Annotated in this window: 19 protein-coding genes; 10 read left to right on the top strand and 9 right to left on the bottom strand. The window is 65.9% G+C overall.

The genetic code is table 11. From position 1 onward, the window contains the following. Positions 1-23: 23 nt before the first annotated feature. From yegS to ACW7G1_RS02760, 4 genes are all read right to left on the bottom strand, one after another. Entirely contained in the window at positions 24-1,082 is a 1,059-nt protein-coding gene (yegS, locus tag ACW7G1_RS02775) for a lipid kinase YegS (protein ID WP_456978238.1), read from the bottom strand. 324 nt (positions 1,083-1,406) lie between these two features. Further along, positions 1,407-2,792, bottom strand: coding sequence for an NADP-specific glutamate dehydrogenase (gene gdhA / locus ACW7G1_RS02770; protein ID WP_456978237.1), 1,386 nt, complete (start codon positions 2,790-2,792; stop codon positions 1,407-1,409). A gap of 54 nt (positions 2,793-2,846) precedes the next feature. Further along, the gene (gene rpe / locus ACW7G1_RS02765) at positions 2,847-3,521 is read right to left on the bottom strand and encodes a ribulose-phosphate 3-epimerase (RefSeq protein ID WP_456978236.1); all 675 of its coding nucleotides are present in this window, start codon (positions 3,519-3,521) and stop codon (positions 2,847-2,849) included. Positions 3,522-3,573: 52 nt separating this feature from the next. Then, the gene (locus tag ACW7G1_RS02760) at positions 3,574-3,909 is read right to left on the bottom strand and encodes a J domain-containing protein (RefSeq protein ID WP_456978235.1); all 336 of its coding nucleotides are present in this window, start codon (positions 3,907-3,909) and stop codon (positions 3,574-3,576) included. Between the two features lie 158 nt (positions 3,910-4,067). Between ACW7G1_RS02760 and ACW7G1_RS02755 the strand changes: the two genes are divergently transcribed. From ACW7G1_RS02755 to ACW7G1_RS02745, 3 genes are all read left to right on the top strand, one after another. Then, a complete protein-coding gene (locus ACW7G1_RS02755) occupies positions 4,068-5,009 on the top strand; it encodes a phosphoribosylaminoimidazolesuccinocarboxamide synthase (protein WP_456978234.1) in 942 nt (313 codons plus the stop codon). Positions 5,010-5,028: 19 nt separating this feature from the next. Then, entirely contained in the window at positions 5,029-5,505 is a 477-nt protein-coding gene (locus tag ACW7G1_RS02750) for an Mpo1 family 2-hydroxy fatty acid dioxygenase (protein ID WP_456978233.1), read from the top strand. Positions 5,506-5,637: 132 nt separating this feature from the next. Then, on the top strand, positions 5,638-6,525 hold the full coding sequence (locus ACW7G1_RS02745) for a DMT family transporter (RefSeq protein ID WP_456978232.1): 888 nt from the start codon (positions 5,638-5,640) through the stop codon (positions 6,523-6,525). A gap of 42 nt (positions 6,526-6,567) precedes the next feature. Here the strand turns inward: ACW7G1_RS02745 and ACW7G1_RS02740 are convergent, their stop codons facing one another. Further along, complete coding sequence (locus tag ACW7G1_RS02740) at positions 6,568-7,425, bottom strand: NAD-dependent epimerase/dehydratase family protein (RefSeq protein ID WP_456978231.1); 858 nt, start codon at positions 7,423-7,425, stop codon at positions 6,568-6,570. A gap of 181 nt (positions 7,426-7,606) precedes the next feature. Here ACW7G1_RS02740 and ACW7G1_RS02735 point away from each other — a divergent pair, with 181 nt between their 5' ends. The 6 genes from ACW7G1_RS02735 to ACW7G1_RS02710 are packed head-to-tail and all read left to right on the top strand — an operon-like array spanning position 7,607 to position 13,520. Further along, the gene (locus tag ACW7G1_RS02735; RefSeq protein ID WP_456978820.1) at positions 7,607-10,435 is read left to right on the top strand and encodes a monovalent cation/H+ antiporter subunit A; all 2,829 of its coding nucleotides are present in this window, start codon (positions 7,607-7,609) and stop codon (positions 10,433-10,435) included. After that, complete coding sequence (locus ACW7G1_RS02730) at positions 10,435-10,803, top strand: Na+/H+ antiporter subunit C (protein WP_456978819.1); 369 nt, start codon at positions 10,435-10,437, stop codon at positions 10,801-10,803. The genes ACW7G1_RS02735 and ACW7G1_RS02730 overlap by 1 nt, the downstream gene beginning before the upstream one ends. After that, entirely contained in the window at positions 10,800-12,353 is a 1,554-nt protein-coding gene (locus ACW7G1_RS02725; RefSeq protein WP_456978230.1) for a monovalent cation/H+ antiporter subunit D, read from the top strand. Before ACW7G1_RS02730 ends, ACW7G1_RS02725 begins: the two co-directional genes overlap by 4 nt. Further along, positions 12,350-12,841, top strand: coding sequence for a Na+/H+ antiporter subunit E (locus ACW7G1_RS02720; RefSeq protein ID WP_456978229.1), 492 nt, complete (start codon positions 12,350-12,352; stop codon positions 12,839-12,841). The genes ACW7G1_RS02725 and ACW7G1_RS02720 overlap by 4 nt, the downstream gene beginning before the upstream one ends. Before the next feature lie 53 nt (positions 12,842-12,894). After that, positions 12,895-13,137, top strand: a complete 243-nt coding sequence (locus ACW7G1_RS02715) for a K+/H+ antiporter subunit F (RefSeq protein ID WP_456978818.1) — start codon at positions 12,895-12,897, stop codon at positions 13,135-13,137. Continuing rightward, the gene (locus tag ACW7G1_RS02710; protein ID WP_456962474.1) at positions 13,134-13,520 is read left to right on the top strand and encodes a Na+/H+ antiporter subunit G; all 387 of its coding nucleotides are present in this window, start codon (positions 13,134-13,136) and stop codon (positions 13,518-13,520) included. The genes ACW7G1_RS02715 and ACW7G1_RS02710 overlap by 4 nt, the downstream gene beginning before the upstream one ends. A 16-nt stretch (positions 13,521-13,536) precedes the next feature. Here the strand turns inward: ACW7G1_RS02710 and ACW7G1_RS02705 are convergent, their stop codons facing one another. From ACW7G1_RS02705 to hppD, 4 genes are all read right to left on the bottom strand, one after another. Next, entirely contained in the window at positions 13,537-14,487 is a 951-nt protein-coding gene (locus tag ACW7G1_RS02705; protein WP_456978817.1) for a calcium/sodium antiporter, read from the bottom strand. A 291-nt stretch (positions 14,488-14,778) separates the two neighbouring features. Further along, on the bottom strand, positions 14,779-15,465 hold the full coding sequence (locus ACW7G1_RS02700; RefSeq protein WP_456978228.1) for a lectin: 687 nt from the start codon (positions 15,463-15,465) through the stop codon (positions 14,779-14,781). A 128-nt stretch (positions 15,466-15,593) separates the two neighbouring features. Beyond that, positions 15,594-16,898 (bottom strand): homogentisate 1,2-dioxygenase, encoded by a 1,305-nt coding sequence (gene hmgA, locus ACW7G1_RS02695; RefSeq protein ID WP_456978227.1) that lies wholly within the window; start codon positions 16,896-16,898, stop codon positions 15,594-15,596. 47 nt (positions 16,899-16,945) lie between these two features. After that, the gene (gene hppD, locus ACW7G1_RS02690; RefSeq protein WP_456978226.1) at positions 16,946-18,037 is read right to left on the bottom strand and encodes a 4-hydroxyphenylpyruvate dioxygenase; all 1,092 of its coding nucleotides are present in this window, start codon (positions 18,035-18,037) and stop codon (positions 16,946-16,948) included. Between the two features lie 141 nt (positions 18,038-18,178). On the opposite strand from hppD, the gene ACW7G1_RS02685 reads away from it, so the two are divergent. Beyond that, positions 18,179-18,700: a MarR family winged helix-turn-helix transcriptional regulator gene (locus ACW7G1_RS02685; RefSeq protein WP_456978225.1), complete on the top strand. Its 522-nt coding sequence runs from the start codon at positions 18,179-18,181 to the stop codon at positions 18,698-18,700. The last annotated feature ends 286 nt before the right edge of the window (positions 18,701-18,986 follow it).

Below are 18,986 nucleotides of genomic sequence, written 5' to 3'. Positions count from 1 at the left end.
GTTGCCGGCGCGTCCGGCATCACTCACGCCGGAAGCAGGCCCGGCGCAAGCTCAGTCGGGTCCGGCGCATCCTCACCTGTCGCCGACGACAGCGGGTTCCCGGGCGGGCGCAGCAACGGACAGCCGGGTGGCAGGTGCATGCGGATGCGACCGGGCACGCAGTGGATCCGAAAGCGGGTCGATTCCACCGGCTCACCATCCAGATTCAGGGTCAGCGGGGCGGACGTCTCGATCTGCACCCAGGGCAATTGCCGGCGCACCGCAATGCGGTCCAGCGCGGCCTCCTTGCCTTCCGCCAACAGCGCGGCCACGGTGCTGCCGACCTCACCTTCCAGCTCCGGCACGATGGTCAGGTCGAGCAGGCTGTCATCGATCACCGCGTCCGGACATAGCGCCTGTCCGCCGCCCGCCTGGCGACCGTTGCCGACCCCCAGCGCAATGAAGCCGCCTTCCCAGTTGAACTCGTCGCCCGCCACGGTGGTTGCATGGATCCGGGCGGGAACCGCCTCGATCCGGCCGAGCTTGGTGATGCCGGTCACCAGGTAGGCCAGGCCACCGAGGATTTTCTTCAGGCCCTCGTCGGTCTCCACCGTGACCTGGGTGCCGAAACCGCCGCTGACCAGGTTGGCACACCAGTGGGTCTGCTCGTTACTGTCGACCCGGAGCAGGTCGATCGCCTGCGCGGCGGTGGCGCGTACCAGCTCCAGCGCGGCCTCGGCCTCGACCGGGATCTGCGCCACGGTGGCGAAATCGTTCGCGGTTCCCAGTGGCACCAGCCCAAGGCTTGGCAGGTTCTCGGCGGCTTCGTCGCGATGTGCCAGCGTGGTTGCCACTGCACTGAGCGTGCCATCGCCGCCAGCCGCCACGATCGTGTCGACGCCGTCGGCAATGGCCTCGGCCACGTAACGCTCGGCGTCGCCGCTTTCCCAGGTCACCCGCACACTGAGCGCGACGCCGCGTTCGCGCATTGTCATGACCGCTGCGCGCAACGCCTCATCGCCGGCGGACTTGCCGTTGAGGATCAACCGCCAACGCTGCCCGGACTCGACCGGTTTCGACTCAATGTTCGTGGGTACGTTCATGGAGGGGGCTAGTGTGCTGTCCTGAAAAAAACGTTCACCTGTCATCCCCGCGAACAACTGTCATCCCCGCGAACAACTGTCATCTCTGCGAACAGCTGTCATCCCCGCGAAGGCGGGGATCCATGGACTTTGCATTCGACCGGCTTAACGTCCATGGATGACCAGCCCTTTGGGCTGTGGTGGAGCGCTTCCCGCCTTCGCGGGAATGACGGGCCAGACGAGAATGACGGGCCAAAAATATTGCGGGAGACCACGCTACCAATGCGGTGGTGAAGGTGGCGGTTTGTTCAGCGACGTGCGTCGGCTAGCGCGGCCGATGCCGGCCTAGATGACCCCCAGCGCGAGCATGGCGTCGGCGACCCTCGTGAAAGCGGCGATATTGGCGCCGGCCACATAGTTGCCGGGTTTGCCATAGGCATCGGCCGTCGTGGCACAGGTGGTGTGGATGCCGACCATGATCTCCTCGAGGCGGCGTTCGGTGTGCCCGAAACTCCACGAGTCGCGGCTGGCGTTCTGCTGCATCTCCAGGGCCGAGGTCGCCACTCCCCCGGCGTTGGCGGCCTTGCCCGGGCCGAAGAGCACCCCGGCTTCCTGGAAGAGGGCCGTGGCACCGGCAGTGCACGGCATGTTCGCGCCCTCGGCAACCGCCAGGATGCCGGATTCGACCAGGCGCTTGGCATCCTTGGTCTCGAGTTCATTCTGCGTGGCGCAGGGCAGCGCCACGGTGGCGTCGACGGCCCAGACGCAGCCGCCCTCGACGTACGTGGCCTTGCCGCCACGCCGGTCGGCGTAGGCGCTGATCCGGCCGCGCTCGACCTCCTTGATCTGGCGCAGCAGGTCCACGTCGATGCCGGCCTCGTCGACGATACAGCCGCCGGAATCGGAGGCGGCGACGACCGTGGCCCCAAGGCTCTGCGCCTTGGCGATGGCGTTGATGGCGACGTTGCCCGACCCGGAGACGACCACCCGCTGGCCGTCCAGACTGGCACCACGGGTCTTGAGCATTTCCTGGACGAACAGCACCGTCCCGTAGCCCGTGGCTTCCGGGCGCAGCAGTGACCCGCCCCAACCCATGCCCTTTCCAGTGAGCACGCCTGATTCGTAGCGGTTGGTGATGCGTTTGTACTGGCCGAAGAGGAAGCCGATCTCGCGACCGCCGACTCCGATGTCGCCGGCGGGGACATCGGTGTACTCCCCGATGTGGCGGTACAACTCGGTCATGAACGATTGGCAGAAGCGCATGACTTCCCCTTCGGACCGGCCGCGCGGATCGAAGTCGGAGCCGCCCTTGCCGCCGCCGATGGGCATGCCGGTCAGCGCGTTCTTGAAGACCTGTTCAAAGCCCAGGAACTTCACGGTGCCCAGGTAGACCGAGGGGTGGAATCGCAGACCCCCCTTATACGGGCCAAGCGCCGAGTTGAATTCCACGCGGAAACCGCGGTTGATCTGCACCTTGCCGGCGTCGTCGGTCCACGGCACCCGGAAGATGATCTGCCGCTCGGGTTCGCACATGCGCTCCAGGATGGCCGCGTTGACGTATTCAGGGTGTTTGCCGATGACGGCATTGAGGCTTTGGAAGACCTCGGTCACGGCTTGGTGGAATTCTGATTCACCCTGGTTGCGATGGAAAACGTCTTCGCGGATATCGAGCAGATGCTGATCCAAACGGTACTCCTCAAAAACTGAAGAAGTGGGCGCGACGGCACCCAAGCGGGTGGTGAGCGTCGGCGCTCCGAGAAGAACGCGGTGAAGGTGGCGCTCTGTTCAGCGACGTGCGTCGGCTACCGCGGCCTTCATCCGACCGATTACCTCGGCGTAGTCGCTGGCGTTGAAGATCGCCGAGCCGGCCACGAACGTGTCGGCGCCGGCGGCGGCGATATCGGCGATGTTGTCGGGCTTGACCCCGCCGTCGACTTCAAGCCGGATCGGCCGGCCGCTGGCATCGATCCTCGCGCGCACCTGGCGCAGCTTGGCCAGCGTGGACGGGATGAACGACTGGCCGCCAAACCCCGGGTTGACCGACATCAGCAGCACCATGTCCACGTCCTCCAGCACCCAGTCCAGCACGTCCAGCGAGGTCGCCGGGTTCAACACCACCCCGGCCTGGCAACCATGCGACTTGATCAACTGGATGGTGCGATGGACGTGGCGCACGGCCTCGGGATGGAAGCTGATCATGCTCGCCCCGGCCTGGGCGAAGTCCGGCACGATGCGGTCGACCGGCTCGACCATCAGATGGACGTCGATCGGCGCGGTCACGCCGTGCTTGCGCAGTGCCTGGCAGACCATCGGCCCGATGGTCAGGTTGGGCACGTAGTGGTTGTCCATCACGTCAAAATGGACCCAGTCGGCACCGGCGGCGATGACGTTGTCGACCTCCTCGCCCAGGCGTGCGAAATCGGCGGAAAGGATCGACGGGGAAATGATGGTCGGTTGCATGGCGGGGCTCGATGGGCGGGGCTCGACGACAAGCGCTGGCGGCTTGCGCCGGCTATTTTCGCTTGCGCAGGGTCTTGATGCGGTCATAGGCGCCGTTGATCTGGCGCGCCTTGTGCTCGGCCTGCTGGCGCAACTCGCTGGCAGCACCCTGCAGACGATCGGGATGGTACTGGGAGATCAGGCGGCGATAGGCGCGGTCGATTTCCACATCCGATGCCTGCGCCGTCAGTCCGAGCGCGGCGTAGGGGTCGTCGCGCCGCAACCGGAACCAGTCGACATCAAAGGCGTGCCCGATCAAAAGCCCGATCAGTCCGCCCAGCAAGGGGTTGAACCGCACCAGGGCGGCGCCGGCGAAGACGCCCAGCAGTTTTCCGTACCAACGTTTCATCAAGCCCCGGGGCGTACTTGTGGTCAGACAGGTCAGTGTACCTGCACGCATGCGCGAGCCGGCGTACACTGCTCGACCCTGTCGCGCCCCGTGCGCGAAAGCCAGCGGTGCCCCGCGGCAGGTTCTGCAACGCTGCGCGTACCACCGAGGGGCTCCAATTGTCCACGACACTGCTGCGACGATCGCTTTCCGAATCCCACCTTCCGGGCCTGCCATTGCGTCACCGCGGCAAGGTTCGCGACGTGTTCGACCTGCCGGCCGAGCGTTTGCCGGCGGGCACCCCACCGGGTGATTACCTGTTGATGGTCGCCACCGACCGGTTGAGTGCCTTCGACGTCGTGCTGCCCGACCCGATCCCCGGCAAGGGCGAGATGCTGTGCCAGATCAGTAATTTCTGGTTCGACAAGACCGCCCACATCGTGCGCAACCACCTGACCGGCATCGACGTGGCGGCGGTGTTGCCGGCCGGCGTCGACGCCAGCATCTACCAGAAGCGCGCGGTGGTGGCCAAACGCCTGAAGCCGGTGCCCATCGAGTGCATCGCCCGCGGCTACGTGATCGGCAGCGGCTGGAAGGACTACCAGCGTACCGGCCGGATCAGCGGCATCGCCCTGCCCGATGGCTTGCCACAAGCCGGCAAGCTGGCCGAGCCGATCTTCACCCCGTCGACCAAGGCCAAGGTCGGCGAGCACGACGAGAACATCGATTTCGACACCGCGGTGCGCCTGTGCGGTGCCGAGTTGGCCGAGGCGGTACGCGACGCGACGCTGCGGCTGTACCGGTTTGCCGCCGACTACGCGGCCGAGCGTGGCATCCTGCTGGCCGACACCAAGTTCGAGTTCGGTACCGACGCGGATGGTCATTTGTACGTGATGGACGAGATGCTGACCCCGGACTCGTCGCGCTACTGGCCGGCCGACGAATACCAGCCGGGCACCAGCCCACCCAGCTACGACAAGCAGATCGTGCGCGATTACCTGGAAACCGTGGACTGGGACAAGACGGCGCCCGGCCCTTCGCTGCCGGCCGAGGTCATTGACCGCACCCGGGCACGTTACGCTGACGCCTTGCAGAGGCTGGCGGGAATCAACATCGACTGACTGGACAGGCAGGCCCACCATGGCTACGACGCAACGCCCGATTGATCGCTGGTTCGCCCATTATTCCGGCGACCACCGCAACGCCACCAACCAGTGGATCCACGTGGTTTGCGTGCCGGCCATTGCGTGGAGCGTGGTCGCGCTGTTGTGGTGCATCCCGGCGCCCGGCAGCTGGTTCCGGGACGGCTTCTGGGCCGGGATGGCCATATTCGCCGCAACCCTGTTCTATTACCGCCAGTCGCGACCGCTTGGATTGGGGATGCTGGCGATGTTCGTGCTGATGGCGTTTGTCAGCCGCTGGATCTTCGATGCCTATGGGGTCATGACCCTGTTGTGGACGGGTGTCGGTGTGTTCGTGGTGGCCTGGATCGGCCAGTTCATCGGCCATAAGTACGAGGGACGCAAACCCAGCTTCCTGACCGACCTGACCTATCTGCTGATTGGCCCTGCCTGGGTGCTGTCCAAGCTCTACCGCAAGCTGGGCTGGACGTACTGACACAACCGGGCGGCACTGTCGCTACACCTTCGGGGCGCCCACGGCCGTCATCTCCGGTTGGCAAACTGCTGACCGTGCTCCTGCTTTGCCCTCCGACCCGCACCCACGGGCCGACCAACTGGAAACCTTTGCATGTCTCCGCGCGATATCGTTTTGATCCTGCTGGTCTGCGTGGCCTGGGCGGGCAACTTTCTGACCTCCGCCTTTGCGCTGCAGGAGATCCCTCCGTTCCTGTACACCGCGTTGCGTTTCATTGCACTGGGGTTGCCGCTGGTGTTCTGGATCAAGCGGCCACCGCCGGGCCAGTGGACACGGCTGATCGCGATCTGCATCTGCGTGGGCGTGTTGCACTTCGGGCTCAGCTTCCTGGCGCTGAAACTGGCCGGGGACCTGTCATCGCCGGCGATCGTGGTCCAGAGCTATATCCCGATGACCGCGCTGCTGGCGTGGGTGGTGCTGGGCGAGCGGTTTGCCTGGCGCACCGGGCTGGCCATCGTGGTCAGCTTCGGCGGCGTGCTGGTGCTCGGGCTGGATCCGTCGGTACTGGAGCAGTGGGAGGCGGTGGTGCTGATGTTGTTCGCGGCAGCGTTCCTGGCCATCGGCACGGTCCTGATGCGGGGCTTGCGCGGCGTGGATGCCTTCAGCATGCAAGGTTGGACGGCCGCCATTTCGGTAGTGCCGTTGCTGGCGATCAGCGTCTGGCTGGAGCCGGGCGGGATCGCGTCGCTGGCAACGGTGAGCTGGGTCGGCTGGGTCGGCGTGGCCTATGCGGCCTTCATCTCGTCGCTGCTCGGCCACGGCCTGTACTACATGCTGGTCCAGCGTTATCCGGTGGCCCAGGTCACGCCGTGGATGTTGCTGGTGCCGGTGATCGCCGTGGGACTGGGTATCGCGTTTTACGGTGACCAGCCGGGCCCGCGGCTTTTCATCGGCGGAGCGATGGTGCTCGGCGGCGTGCTTGGGGTCGCCATCCGTGCGCTGAAGAAGTCGCGGACGATGCCGCAGGCGCGCGATATCTAGCGCATCGACGCCCTGCGACGGGCTGGCCCGCCGTCGCTGCGGTTATGGCTGGAACATCGCCGCAACCGGTTGAAACCGCCGCGGCGCGTACCCCAGGTCACGTCGCGCCGGCTCGATATCGAACACCAGGTCGCTCCGCATGCGGCCGACTGCGGCGGCGCCCAGACCACTGCCCAGGCCACCGGCCTGGGCCAGCCGCAGCGCCAGGGTGAACACCGGCGCCGGCAACTCCAGCAATCGCGCAGGAGGCTGCAACGCCGCCAGCACCCGCGCAACCATCTCGCGATACGGAAGGGTTTCCCCGCCGGGCAAGGCATAGGCGTGGCCATGACTGGCTGGCTGATCCAGGCAGGCGACGGCAGCGGCCGCCAGGTCGTCCACGTGCACCGGCTGGCGCAGCCCATCGGCCCCGCGGGGAAGTGGGAACCGGCCCCAGCGTTGTCCCAGTGAGGCAATCCGGGTCAGGCTGGCATCGCGCCCGGCGCCGTAGACCAGCGTCGGCCGCAATATCGTGGCGGCGGTCCCGCGCGCGGCAGCGATGTCGAATACCTGTTGCTCGGCCTGTGCCAGGCGGTTGGCCAGGTCCCGCTCGCCCGGCTCAACCGAGTCCTGCTTGGACTCCACGCTGGTGGAGCCGAACGCGATCACCCGGTTGGCCCGGACCCCGGTGTTGCGATACCAGCGGGCAAACCCATCCAGTGGCCCGCAGCTGAAAATCACGTCGACCCGGGCAGGCAATGGCGGAGGAGCGTCCAGTTCACCCAGCAACCAGCGCACGCCATCCTCGCCGCTGCGAGGATGGCGCGAGACGGCGAGCACCCGCCAGGTTTCGGCCGGCAGGCACGACAGCACCGCGCGGCCGATCTGGCCGCTGCCGCCAAATATCAGTGCCTCATCCATGGACTTTTCCTGCACCGCTTGTGGCGCACCAGCATAACCGCGGGTACTGGCTCGGCATCCAGCGCGGCGAATCCGGACGGCAAATCGCGCCGTATCAGTTGGCGCATGTCAGTTAGAATCGGCGGTCACGTATCGCGTCGCAGTCGCGGCGACCGCATACACATCTACTGGAGTCACATTGCTGCCACTCGTGCTAGCCCTGCCATTCGCTTTCGCCGCCTGGGTGATATTGGCCCGTGGTGCAAGCCGGCGGACCACGGCGTGGCTGGCTGGCGGTCCGCCGCTGCTGGGCATGCTGGCGTTGGTCGCGATGGCGCCGCAGGTGTTGGCCGGCGAGGTGGTGCGCTTCAGCGTGCCGTGGATCCCGCAACTGGGGCTGGCGCTGTCGTTGCGGCTGGACGGCTTGGCGTGGATGTTCGCCGCGATGGTGCTGGGGGTCGGCGGGCTGGTGGTGATGTATTCGCATTACTACCTGGGGTCGCAGGAGAAGGCGCGCCGGTTCTACGCATTCCTGCTGCTGTTCATGGGCTCGATGCTGGGCATGGTGATCGCCGGCAACCTGTTGCTGCTGATGGTGTTCTGGGAGCTGACCTCGATCACTTCATTCTTGTTGATCGGCTTCTGGAACCACCGCGAGGACGCCCGCGAAGGCGCGAAGATGGCACTGGCCATCACCGCCGGCGGCGGCTTGGCATTGCTGGCCGGGGTGATCATGATCGGCCACATCGTGGGCAGCTACGAGCTGGACGCGGTGCTGCTGGCCGGCGATACCATCCGTGCCCACGCGCTGTATCCGTGGGTGTTGGCATTGGTGCTGGGCGGGGTATTCACCAAGAGCGCGCAGTTCCCGTTCCAGTTCTGGTTGCCGCATGCGATGGCCGCGCCGACCCCGGTGTCGGCCTACCTGCATTCGGCGACGATGGTGAAGGCCGGGGTGTTCCTGCTGGCGCGCCTGCATCCGGTGCTGGCCGGCACCGACCTGTTCTTCTACGTGGTCAGCTCGGTGGGCGCGATCACGATGCTGGTGGGCGCGTGGAACGCGATCTTCCAGAACGACCTGAAAGGCCTGCTGGCGTACTCGACCATCTCCCACCTCGGCCTGATCACCTTGCTGTTCGGGCTGTCGACGCCCTTCGCGGTGGTCGCCGGGCTGTTCCACATCCTCAACCACGCCACTTTCAAGGCCTCGCTGTTCATGGCCTCGGGGATCATCGACCACGAGACCGGAACCCGCGACATGCGGCGGCTGGGCAACCTGCGTCGCTACCTGCCCTACACCAGCGCGCTGGCGATCGTGGCGAGCCTGGCAATGGCGGGGATCCCGTTGCTCAACGGCTTCCTGTCCAAGGAGATGTTCTTCGCCCAGGCGCTGGAGCTCCCGGGCCCGGATGCGACGCGACTGGCGGTCAGCCTGGCCGCGCTCGCGTTCGCGGTGTTCGGCGTCGCCTACAGCCTGCGTTTCGTGCATGAGACCTTCTTCGGCGCCGGGCCGCGGGCGGTGCACCGCGATATCCACGAGCCGCCCCGCTTCATGCAGGTACCGGTTGCGATCCTGGCCGTGACCTGCGTGGCGGTCGGAATCGCGCCGCAGTGGACGGTCGGCCCGCTGCTGGCGGCGGCCGCCCACGGCGTGCTCGGCGACCAGGTGCCCGACTACAGCCTGGCGGTCTGGCACGGCCTCAACCTGCCGCTGGCGATGAGCCTGGCCGGGGTGGTCGGCGGCGTGCTGCTGTACTTCGGCCTGCGCCGGCTGATCGACCTGCACGCCAACGTGCGCAATTCCCTGGGCCGACGGCTGTTCCATTTCAACGTGGACGCCTTGTTCCACCTGGCGCGGCGTTTCACCCACATGCTGGCCAACGACAGTGTGCAACGCAGCATGCTGGCGCTGGTGCTGGTGTCGATTGCCGCCGGCGCGGCTCCGTTCGTGGCGGCGTGGGGCGATCCGCAACCGCTGCCCGTCGACCGGATCACCCAGTCGATGCCGCTGGTGGCCTGGGTGTTGTGGTTGCTGATGGTCGGCTGCGCGGTGACCGCCGTGGCACTGTACCGCCACCGGCTGCTGGCGTTGATCGCAATGAGCGGGGTCGGCCTGTCGGTAAGCCTGACCTTCGTCGCGCTGTCCGCACCGGACCTGGCGCTGACCCAGTTGCTGGTCGAAACGGTCACCCTGTCGCTGATGCTGCTGGGGCTGCACTACCTGCCCAAGGACTCGCCGTCCGAGCGCTCCAGGCTGCGTCGCAGCCGGGACGGACTGATCGCGGTGGTGGCCGGCGGCGGTGTCGGCGCACTGGCCTGGGCCATGATGACCCGGCCAGCCGACACGATCGCCGGGGAGATGCTGGCGCGGTCGTTGCCCGAGGCGTTCGGCGCCAACGTGGTCAACGTGATCCTGGTCGATTTCCGCGGCTTTGATACCTTTGGCGAGATCACCGTGTTCGCGATCGCCGGGCTGGTCGTACATGCCCTGCTGCGGCGCGCGCGGATCGCCCCGGAGAAAATAATGCCCGGCGAGCCGGTCAAACTGCCGGTCCCGGCCGACCTGGCCCAGGTATTGTTCCCACTGACCCTGGTGGTATCGATCTTCCTGTTCCTGCGCGGCCACAACGCGCCCGGCGGCGGCTTCATCGCCGGCCTGACCCTGGCGGTGCCCGTGCTGGTGCAGTACGTGATCCAGGGCGCCAACTCGGTGGAATCACGCTTCGGGTTTGACTACATCCGCTGCATCGGTATTGGCTTGCTTGTGGCCGCGCTCAGCGGCGCCGCCTCGATGGCACTGGGGTATCCGTTCCTGACCAGCGGCCATCACGACCTGGTGCTGCCGTGGCTGGGCACGATCGGCCTGGCCAGTGCGAGCGCATTCGATGTCGGCGTCTATCTGGTGGTATTCGGCAGCACGATGCTGATCCTGTCGATGATGGGCACCCTGAAGCCGTCCAAGAAGATGCTCTCCCGTCGTGGCACGGTCGACCTGGCGACCCGCTCGGCTGCCACCGGGGAGGTGGCATGATGGAATTGGCGATCGCCAGCGCAATTGGCATTCTCGTGGCCGCCGCGGTGTACCTGATCCTGCGCGCGCGCAGTTTCGACGTGATCCTCGGCCTGACCCTGCTGTCGTATGCGACCAACCTGCTGATCTTTTCCGGCGGCCGACCGGTGGTTGGCGCTCCGCCGGTGATCCGGGACGGGGTTGCCGCCACGCTGGAGCATTACACCGACCCGTTGCCCCAGGCGCTGGTGCTGACCGCAATCGTGATCGCCTTCGCGATGACCGCGGTAATCATCGTGCTGGCGATGCGCAGCCGCGCCGACAACAACACCGACCACGTCAATGGTCGTGAGCCCGAGCCGCCGACCGGCCGCGAGGGCCCGCCATGAACCACCTGGCGATCCTGCCGGTACTGATCCCGCTGTTGGGCGCGGCGCTCTCGCTGTTCGTCGAGCATCGGCGGGTCGGCACCACCGTGCAGCGTTCGGTGTCGTGGGTGTCGATGCTGGCGACCCTGGCCGTGGCAATCGCCCTGGTGGCGCACTCCGCCGACGGCGAGATCCTTGTCTATCTGCTGGGCGACTGGCCCTCGCGGCTGGGCATCGCGTTGATGGTCGACCGCCTGTCGGCGCTGATGGTGCTGGTCACCGGCCTGCTCGCGGTTGCCTGCCTGTTGCACGCCTGCTCGGGCTGGGACCGGCGGGCGCCGCATTTCCACGCCCTGTTCCAGTTCCAGCTGATGGGCCTCAATGGCGCATTCCTCACCGGCGACATCTTCAACCTGTTCGTGTTTTTCGAGGTCATGCTGATCGCGTCCTATGGCCTGCTGCTCAGCGGCGGGCGCGGGGTGCGGATGGCTGCCGGGTTGCATTACGTCGCCTTCAACGTCGCCGCCTCGACCCTGTTCCTGATTGCCCTGGGGTTGCTGTACGGCCTGCTGGGCACGCTCAACATGGCCGAGTTGGCGGGCAAGATCGCCCAGGTGCCGGCGCACGACCAGACCCTGCTGAAGGCCACCATCGGCCTGCTGCTGGTGGTGTTCTGCGCCAAGGCCGCGCTGCTGCCGCTGTACCTGTGGCTGCCCGAGACCTACACCCGCGCGCCGGCGGCGGTGGCGGCCTTGTTCGTGGTGATGACCAAGGTCGGCATCTACGCGGTGCTGCGGATGGGTTCGTTGATGCTGGGCGATCCTGCCGGCGGCCTGGCCGGGTATGGTTGGGACTGGCTGATGCCCGCCGCGTTGGCGACGCTGGCGGTGTCAGCGCTGGGGGTCATGGCGGCTTCCCGGCTGCGGATGCTGGCGGCCTACCTGGTCCTGTTGTCGGCAGCGACGTTGTTGATCATGTTCGGCCTGCGCCAGCCCGACACCATTGGCGCCGGGTTGTATTACCTGGCCCACAGCGTGTTCGTGGTGGCCGCACTGTTCCTGATCGCCGATCTGGTCCGTCAGGGCCGCGGCGACGCCGGCGATTTCACCGAACTGCCCGCGCCGACGCCACCGCGCAGCCTGGTCGGCATGCTGTTCCTGGTGGCGGCGATGTCGGTAGCCGGGATACCGCCGCTGTCCGGGTTCATCGGCAAACTGGCGTTCCTGCAGGCAGTACCCGCCGCCGATGTGGGTTGGGCCTGGACCGCCATCCTGGTCACCAGCTTGATGGTGATCGTCGGCCTTGCCCGCGCCGGCAGCCGTGTGTTCTGGCGCACGGAGGAGCATCCGCCGATGGCCGCTGATGGCAGCGCCGGCATGGCGCGGCGCATCCCGGGCACCCGTTGGCTGGAAACCACGGCGATCGTCCTGCTGCTCGGTTACGGTATTGCGATGAGCCTGGCCGCTGCTCCCATCCTTGATTACACCCGCGCTGCTGGTCATCAGTTGATGTCGCCAACCGACTACATCGACCAGCTACGCGGGACTTCACCACTACGGAGGAGCCCGTGAACAGGAAGCGTTGGCTGCCCTCGCTGTCGCTGACCCTGACCGTCATTGCGTTCTGGCTGGTGATGGTCTCGGAGATCAGCGCGGCCCAGTTCTCTCTGGCGATCCTGCTGGGGCTGCTCATCCCGTTGTTCGCCGCGCGCCTGGATCGTGAGTTCGCACGCATCGGAAGCCTGCGGCTGGTACCCAGGATGCTGGGAGTCCTGGCCTGGGACGTACTGATGTCCAACATCGAGGTCGCCCGGCTGGTACTCGGCCGCGAGAGCACGATCACCCCCGGATTCGTCTGGTTGCCACTGGACATCGCCAACATCCACGGCATCTCGGTTTTGACCAGCTTCATCACCCTGACCCCCGGCACCGTCACCGCCGCACTGTCGGACGACCGCAGATACCTGCTGATCCATGTGCTGAACCTCAAGGACGCCCAGGAACTGGTCAACGACATCAAGCGTCGTTATGAAACCCCGTTGATGGAGATCTTCCCGTGACCGGTATCCAGGTCTTTGGCACCAGCCTGCTGGGTGCGGCGGTGGTCGCCTCGATGTGCATGATCGGGCTGGCGATGCTGTTTGCATTGTGGCGGCTGTTGCGTGGCCCGACCGTGCCGGATCGCATCCTCGCCCTGGATACGCTCAATGTCACCGCGATCGCCGAGCTGGTGCTGTTTGGCATCTACCTGGGCACGCCGGTGTATTTCGAGGCGGCATTGATCATCGCCATGCTCGGCTTCACCAGTACCGTGGTGTTGTGCAAGTACGTGCTGCGCCGGGACATCGTCGAATGAGCGCGGTATTGCAGGTCGTGTTTGAGCTGGCGCTGGTGCTGTTGCTGCTGGTTGGCAGCTTCTTTACCGTCATGGGCGCCTTCAGCCTGGTCAAGCTGTCGGAGTTCTTCAAGCGCCTGCATGGCCCGACCAAGGCCAGCACCCTGGGCGTCGCCTGCCTGCTGGCGGCGTCGGTGGGCTACCACGCGTTCGCCGGGACCGACCCGCAGCCGCGCGAGCTGTTGATCAGCGTGTTCCTGTTGATCACCGCGCCGATCAGCGCGCAGCTGATGGCCAAGGCGGCGTTGTCGTTGCGCATGGACGAGCGCCCGCAACTGCCCGGCAAGCCCGAAGACACCCACGTGCCACCGCGTCCGGACGGTGAGCCTGACGGCACTCACTGACGGCCCGACGACCCGGTCAGGCCAGCGTCAACAGCTCGTAGGCAAGCCAGGCCACGAATGCCAGCAGCAGGATCGCGCCTTCGCGGCGATTGATCGACAGGTCACCACGCAGCATCGGATACAGCATCAGCGCCAGCACCAGCGCCGCCGGCAACTCGAAGCGCACGAACGAGCCCGGCAATGCCAACGTGCTCCACGCCGCCATTCCGCCCACGATCAGCAACAGGTTGAACAGGCTGGACCCGATCACGTGGCCGACCACCATGTCGCCCTGTCCCCGGCGCGCGGCCATCACGGCCGCGGCGACCTCGGGCAGCGCGGTGCCGATCGCCACCGGCAGCAAACCCGTCATCAGCGGCAGCATGCCCAGCTCGGCGCCGATTGCCGGCGCGCTGGCGACCACCCAGCGCGAGCCGAAGTACAGCAGCGCGGCGGCGATGCCGAAGCGAAGCAGGTTCAGGCCAAGATCGCTACCGGTGCGGGTGAAGGCCTCGATGCGCTCGCGCAACTGTGCCGATTCCCCTCGGGATCGCGCCAGCGCAAACGCCACCGTGGCCACGAACGCGGCCAGCAGGACCAGGCCATCGATCCGCCCCAGGCGGCCATCCCAGCCCAGCACGATGGTCAGCAGTGTGCCGATGATCAGGCACAGCAACAGCGGCGACAGCGCCCGCCACTGGACCAGCAACGGTGCCGCCAACGCGGCCGCGCCCAGGGTCAGGCCGAAGTTGACGATGTTGCTGCCCACCGCGTTGCCCAGCGCAAGTCCGGGCTGGCCGTTGGCGATCGCCTGCAGGTTGACCGCCAGTTCCGGCAGCGAGGTGCCGAACGCCACCAGCATCAACCCGGCCACGAAGGGCGACAACCCCCAATGGCGCGCCAGTCCGGAAGCACCCTTGACGATCGAGTCGCCGCCCAGACCGAGCAGCACCAGTCCCGCTACGAACAAGCCGACGGTTTCCAGCATCCCGGTGATCCCCGTGGTCAATGATTCCTGATTCTATCCTGACGTCCGCCTGCCGAAGCGTCCGGGCTGCTGCGGTCGGTCAAACGCCCCCGGTGCTAAGCGTCGTTAGTGTGGCGCCCCGCAAAAAACTTTCATCCGTCATCCCCGCGCAGGCGGGGATCCATGGACTTTGCATTCAGCGGGTTAACGTCCATGGGTTCCCGCCTACGACCGTAGGAAGTCCAGTCGGACGCGGGAATGACGAGTCAGAAAAACGGGAATGACGAGTCAGAAAACTAGCGGGACGCCCCGCTAGGCGCAACCCTCGACGTAGTCGACCGCAGGCGGGACGCCGACCCGCCACTCGGTGACGGTGCTATCGGCATCGGTTTCGAATATCAGCACGCCGTCGCCACCTTCGGGATTTTTGATCCGCAGATAGTGGCCACCCGGAACATACTTGTGCGGGGTCTGCTCGATCTCGCCGGAATAGCGTTCTTCGATCTGCTCGCGGTCCATTCCGCTCTGGCCTCCACCGGGCGCCACCATCTCGTCGTTGGCGACCGAATAGCGCGCAAACCGCCCATCCACGAACATCAGCGCGAAATAGGCAATGCTCGGCTGGCCGACCGGGTTGAGGTGGAAACACGACTCGCCCTCGGCCGCATTGCCGTTCAGCTCGCCGTCCCACAGCTGCTTGACCTGCTCGGCATCCATGCCGAAATCGACATTGGCGTAGCCGTCGAAGCGCGCCTTGCCGGACGCCGGCTCGGCCGCCGAGGGCAGTTCACCGGGCATCACGCTGCCGGGCGGCGCGGTCGCCGGCGGAATGTCCTCGCCGGGCTGATCCAGTACCGCCGTCTGGTCGGCAGGCGACGTCGTCGCGTCCGCGAAACCGGGATCATCATCGCGGTCGGCGCTGCAGCCGGCCATGGTCAAGGCGACCGCAAATGCGAGGGCGAGCGACAGTACGGTCGACTTTGGCAGGCCAGGCTTCATCAACAACTCCACGTCCAGTGATGAAGGCAGGCTACCGAGGCGGCGTGAATGCGGCGCGAAGCGATGCGCGCGCGCTTGCCGGTGTATCGCGACGAATGCCGATCCGGCCCGTATTCGACGTGCCGGACTCAACCAGGATCGAAGTGCTTCTGCAGGCCGGACCAACAGGCCTGATAGTCGCGTTGGCGATGCGGCACCGCCAATGCCTGGCTGGTGGGCCGGATCACCGCACGGGTCTCAAACATGAATGCCATCGTGTCGGTAATCACATCGGGTTTGTCCAGCTCGGCACCACTCGCCTTGTCAAAGGTTGCCGCATCGGGACCGTGGCCGGTCATCGAGTTGTGCAGCGAGCATCCCCCGGGTGCGAAACCCTCCGCCTTCGCATCGTAGGCGCCGTGCAGCAGCCCCATGAACTCGCTGGCAATGTTGCGATGGAACCACGGCGGCCGGAACGTGTCCTGGGCCACCAGCCAGCGCGGCGGGAAGATCGCGAAATCGATGTTGCTGGTGCCGGGCGTGTCGCTGGGCGAATGCAACACCAGGAAGATGCTCGGGTCGGGGTGGTCGAAACTGATCGAGCCGATCGCGTTGAACCGGCGCAGGTCGTATTTGTACGGCGCATAGTTGCCGTGCCAGCCGACCACATCCAGCGGCGAGTGGTCGATATCCGCACGCCACAGGTGGCCCTGGAACTTGCCGATCAGCTCGAACGGCGCATCGGCCGGGGCATCGATATCCTCGAAGGCCGCGTTCGGGGTCAGGAAGTCACGCGGATTCGCCAGCCCATTGCTGCCGATCGGGCCCAGGTCGGGCAACTGCAGCAGCGCGCCGAAGTTCTCGCACACGTAGCCGCGCGCCTGCGGATCGAGCAACTCGACCCGGAACCGCAGCCCGCGCGGAATCACCGCGATCTCCTGCGGCTCGACCTCCAGCACCCCCAACTCGGTGGCGATGCGCAGCCGGCCGAGCTGCGGGACGATCAGCAGTTCGCCATCGGCATCGTAGAAAAACCGCCCCTGCATCGACCGGTTGGCGGCGTACAGATGGATGCCGATGCCGGTCTGGGCGCTGGGCGACCCGTTGCCGGCCACCGTGAACAAGCCATCGACAAAGTCGGTGGCTTGCTCGGGCAGTGGCAATGGATCCCAACGCAACTGGTCCGGGGTGACCGGTCCGGACTGGAAGTCACTGTGCAGCCGCGGCTGCTCATGCAGCGAGAACGGCCCGTGCATCGCCGCCGGGCGAATCCGGTACAGCCAGCTGCGGCGGTTGACGTGGCGCGGTGCCGTGAACGCGGTGCCGGACAACTGCTCGGCGTACAGGCCATGGGCGACCTTCTGCGGCGAATTGCGACCGACCGGCAGCGACCCCGCCACCGCCTCGGTCGCGAACTCGTTGCCAAACCCCGATTGATAACCGTTCGACTTCATGGCGAATTGCGACCCTTGTTTTACCGTACGGTTTACAGCACGCCGATCTACAGCACGCCGCGCTTGATCTGGTCGCGCTCGATGCTCTCGAACAGCGCCTGGAAGTTGCCTTCGCCGAAACCTTCGTTGCCCTTGCGCTGGATGATCTCGAAGAAGATCGGGCCGATCGCATTGGTGGTGAAGATCTGCAGCAGCAGGCGCTTCTTGGTTTCCAGGTCGGCGTCGAGCAGGATTTTGTTCCTCTGCAGGCGCGGCACGTCCTCGCCGTGGTTCGGAACGCGCTGGTCGATCACATCGAAATAGGTGTCCGGGGTGTCGAGGAACTCGATCCCCGCCGCGCGCATCGCCTCGACGGTCCCGTAGATGTCGTCGGTGAAGCAGGCGATGTGCTGGATGCCCTCGCCCTTGTAGGCGTCCAGGTACTCGTTGATCTGGCTCTTGGGATCGTTGGACTCGTTGAGCGGGATGCGCACCACGCCGTCCGGCGCCGTCATCGCCTTGGACACCAGACCGGTCTTGGCGCCCTTGATGTCGAAGTACTTGATCTCGCGGAAGTTGAACAGCTTCTCGTAGTACTCCGACCATTTGGCCATGTTGCCGAAGTACAGGTTGTGGGTCAGGTGGTCGATGAAGGTCAGGCCGAACCCCTTCGGGTCCTGGTCGGCGCCCTGCACCGGCAGGAAGTCCTCATAGACGCTGCCCTTGTCGCCATAGCGATCGACCAGGTACAGCATGCAATCGCCGATGCCCTTCACCACCGGCGCGTCCACTGCCTTGGTGTCGGCCTTGTCCGTCACCGCCTCGCCTCCATTGCCGAGCACGGTCTGGCAGACCTTGTCGGCCGGTTGCTTGAAGCGGATCGCAAAACCGGTCGCGCACGGGCCGTGGGCCTTGGCGAAATCGGCCGCGAAGCTGTCGGGGTCGTCGTTGACCAGGAAGTTCACCCCGCCCTGGCGGTACAGCGTGATCGGACGGGTCTTGTGGTGCATCACCGCGGTGAAGCCCATCTTGCGGAAGTACTCATGCAGCTGCTCGCCCTGACCTTGGGGCGCGGCGAACTCGACGAACTCGAAGCCGTCGATGCCAAGCGGGTTTTCGAACGTGGTGACTTGCATGCCAAGGTTGGGCTGGGCGCTCATGGGGGACTCCTGGAATTACGTTGGCCGGACTATTGACCGGATATCGGGACGCCTCGCGCATCGGAATGTGCGGGCTTTGCATCAGACTCGCTACTTGGAGTTATAGTTTCATATGAAACCATAAGCAAGGCGCAGTGCAACATGAACAGCGACCAGCCGGGCCCCGCACAACGCGGTCATCCACAACTGGATCATGCACAACTCGATCTGGAGCATTTCCTCCCCTACCGGCTGTCGGTGTTGTCCAACCGGCTCAGCACGGCAATCGCACAACTGTATGCAGACCGGTTTTCGCTGGCGATGACCGAATGGCGGGTCATGGCGGTGCTGGGAAGGTACCCGGACCTGTCGGCCAACCAGGTCACCCAGCGCACCGCGATGGACAAGGTCGCCGTCAGCCGGGCGGTAGCGCGACTGATCGAGGCCGACTGGCTGGAGCGGACGCTGCACGAGAACGACCGTCGGCGCTCGATACTGCGCCTGAGCGCGGCCGGCTATCGGGTTTACGACGAGGTGGCCCCGATGGCACTGGAGTTCGAGCAACGCCTGTTCGGCGGCATGGACCCGGCACAACGCAAGCAGTTGTTCCAGTGGCTGGATCGCCTGGACGAGATGGAGATCGACGTCGCTGCGGCGCAGTCGCAGGGAACGTCTGATGTCTGAGCAAGTGTCGTCACTCCCGCGTCCGACTGGACTTCCTGCGGTCGAAGGCGGGAGCCTGGGGACGTCATCTCAGAGCACCGTCACTCCCGCGAAGGCGGGAGCCTAGGGACGTTGCTTTTCACGGGTCCACGTCCATGGATCCCCGCCTTCGCGGGGATGACGAGCAAGAGCGGGATGACGGGCAAGAGCGGGATGACTAGCAGGCATCAACAGAAACGGCGACCGAGGTCGCCGTTTTCTTTTTGATTGCGCGGCCGATTCACCGGCCGCGCTCAGACCGGACTGG

The organism is Lysobacter sp. A378 (genome assembly GCF_054052125.1).
The sequence above is the reverse complement of the archived record's forward strand: the minus strand, read 5'-3'. Positions and strand labels throughout refer to the sequence as shown.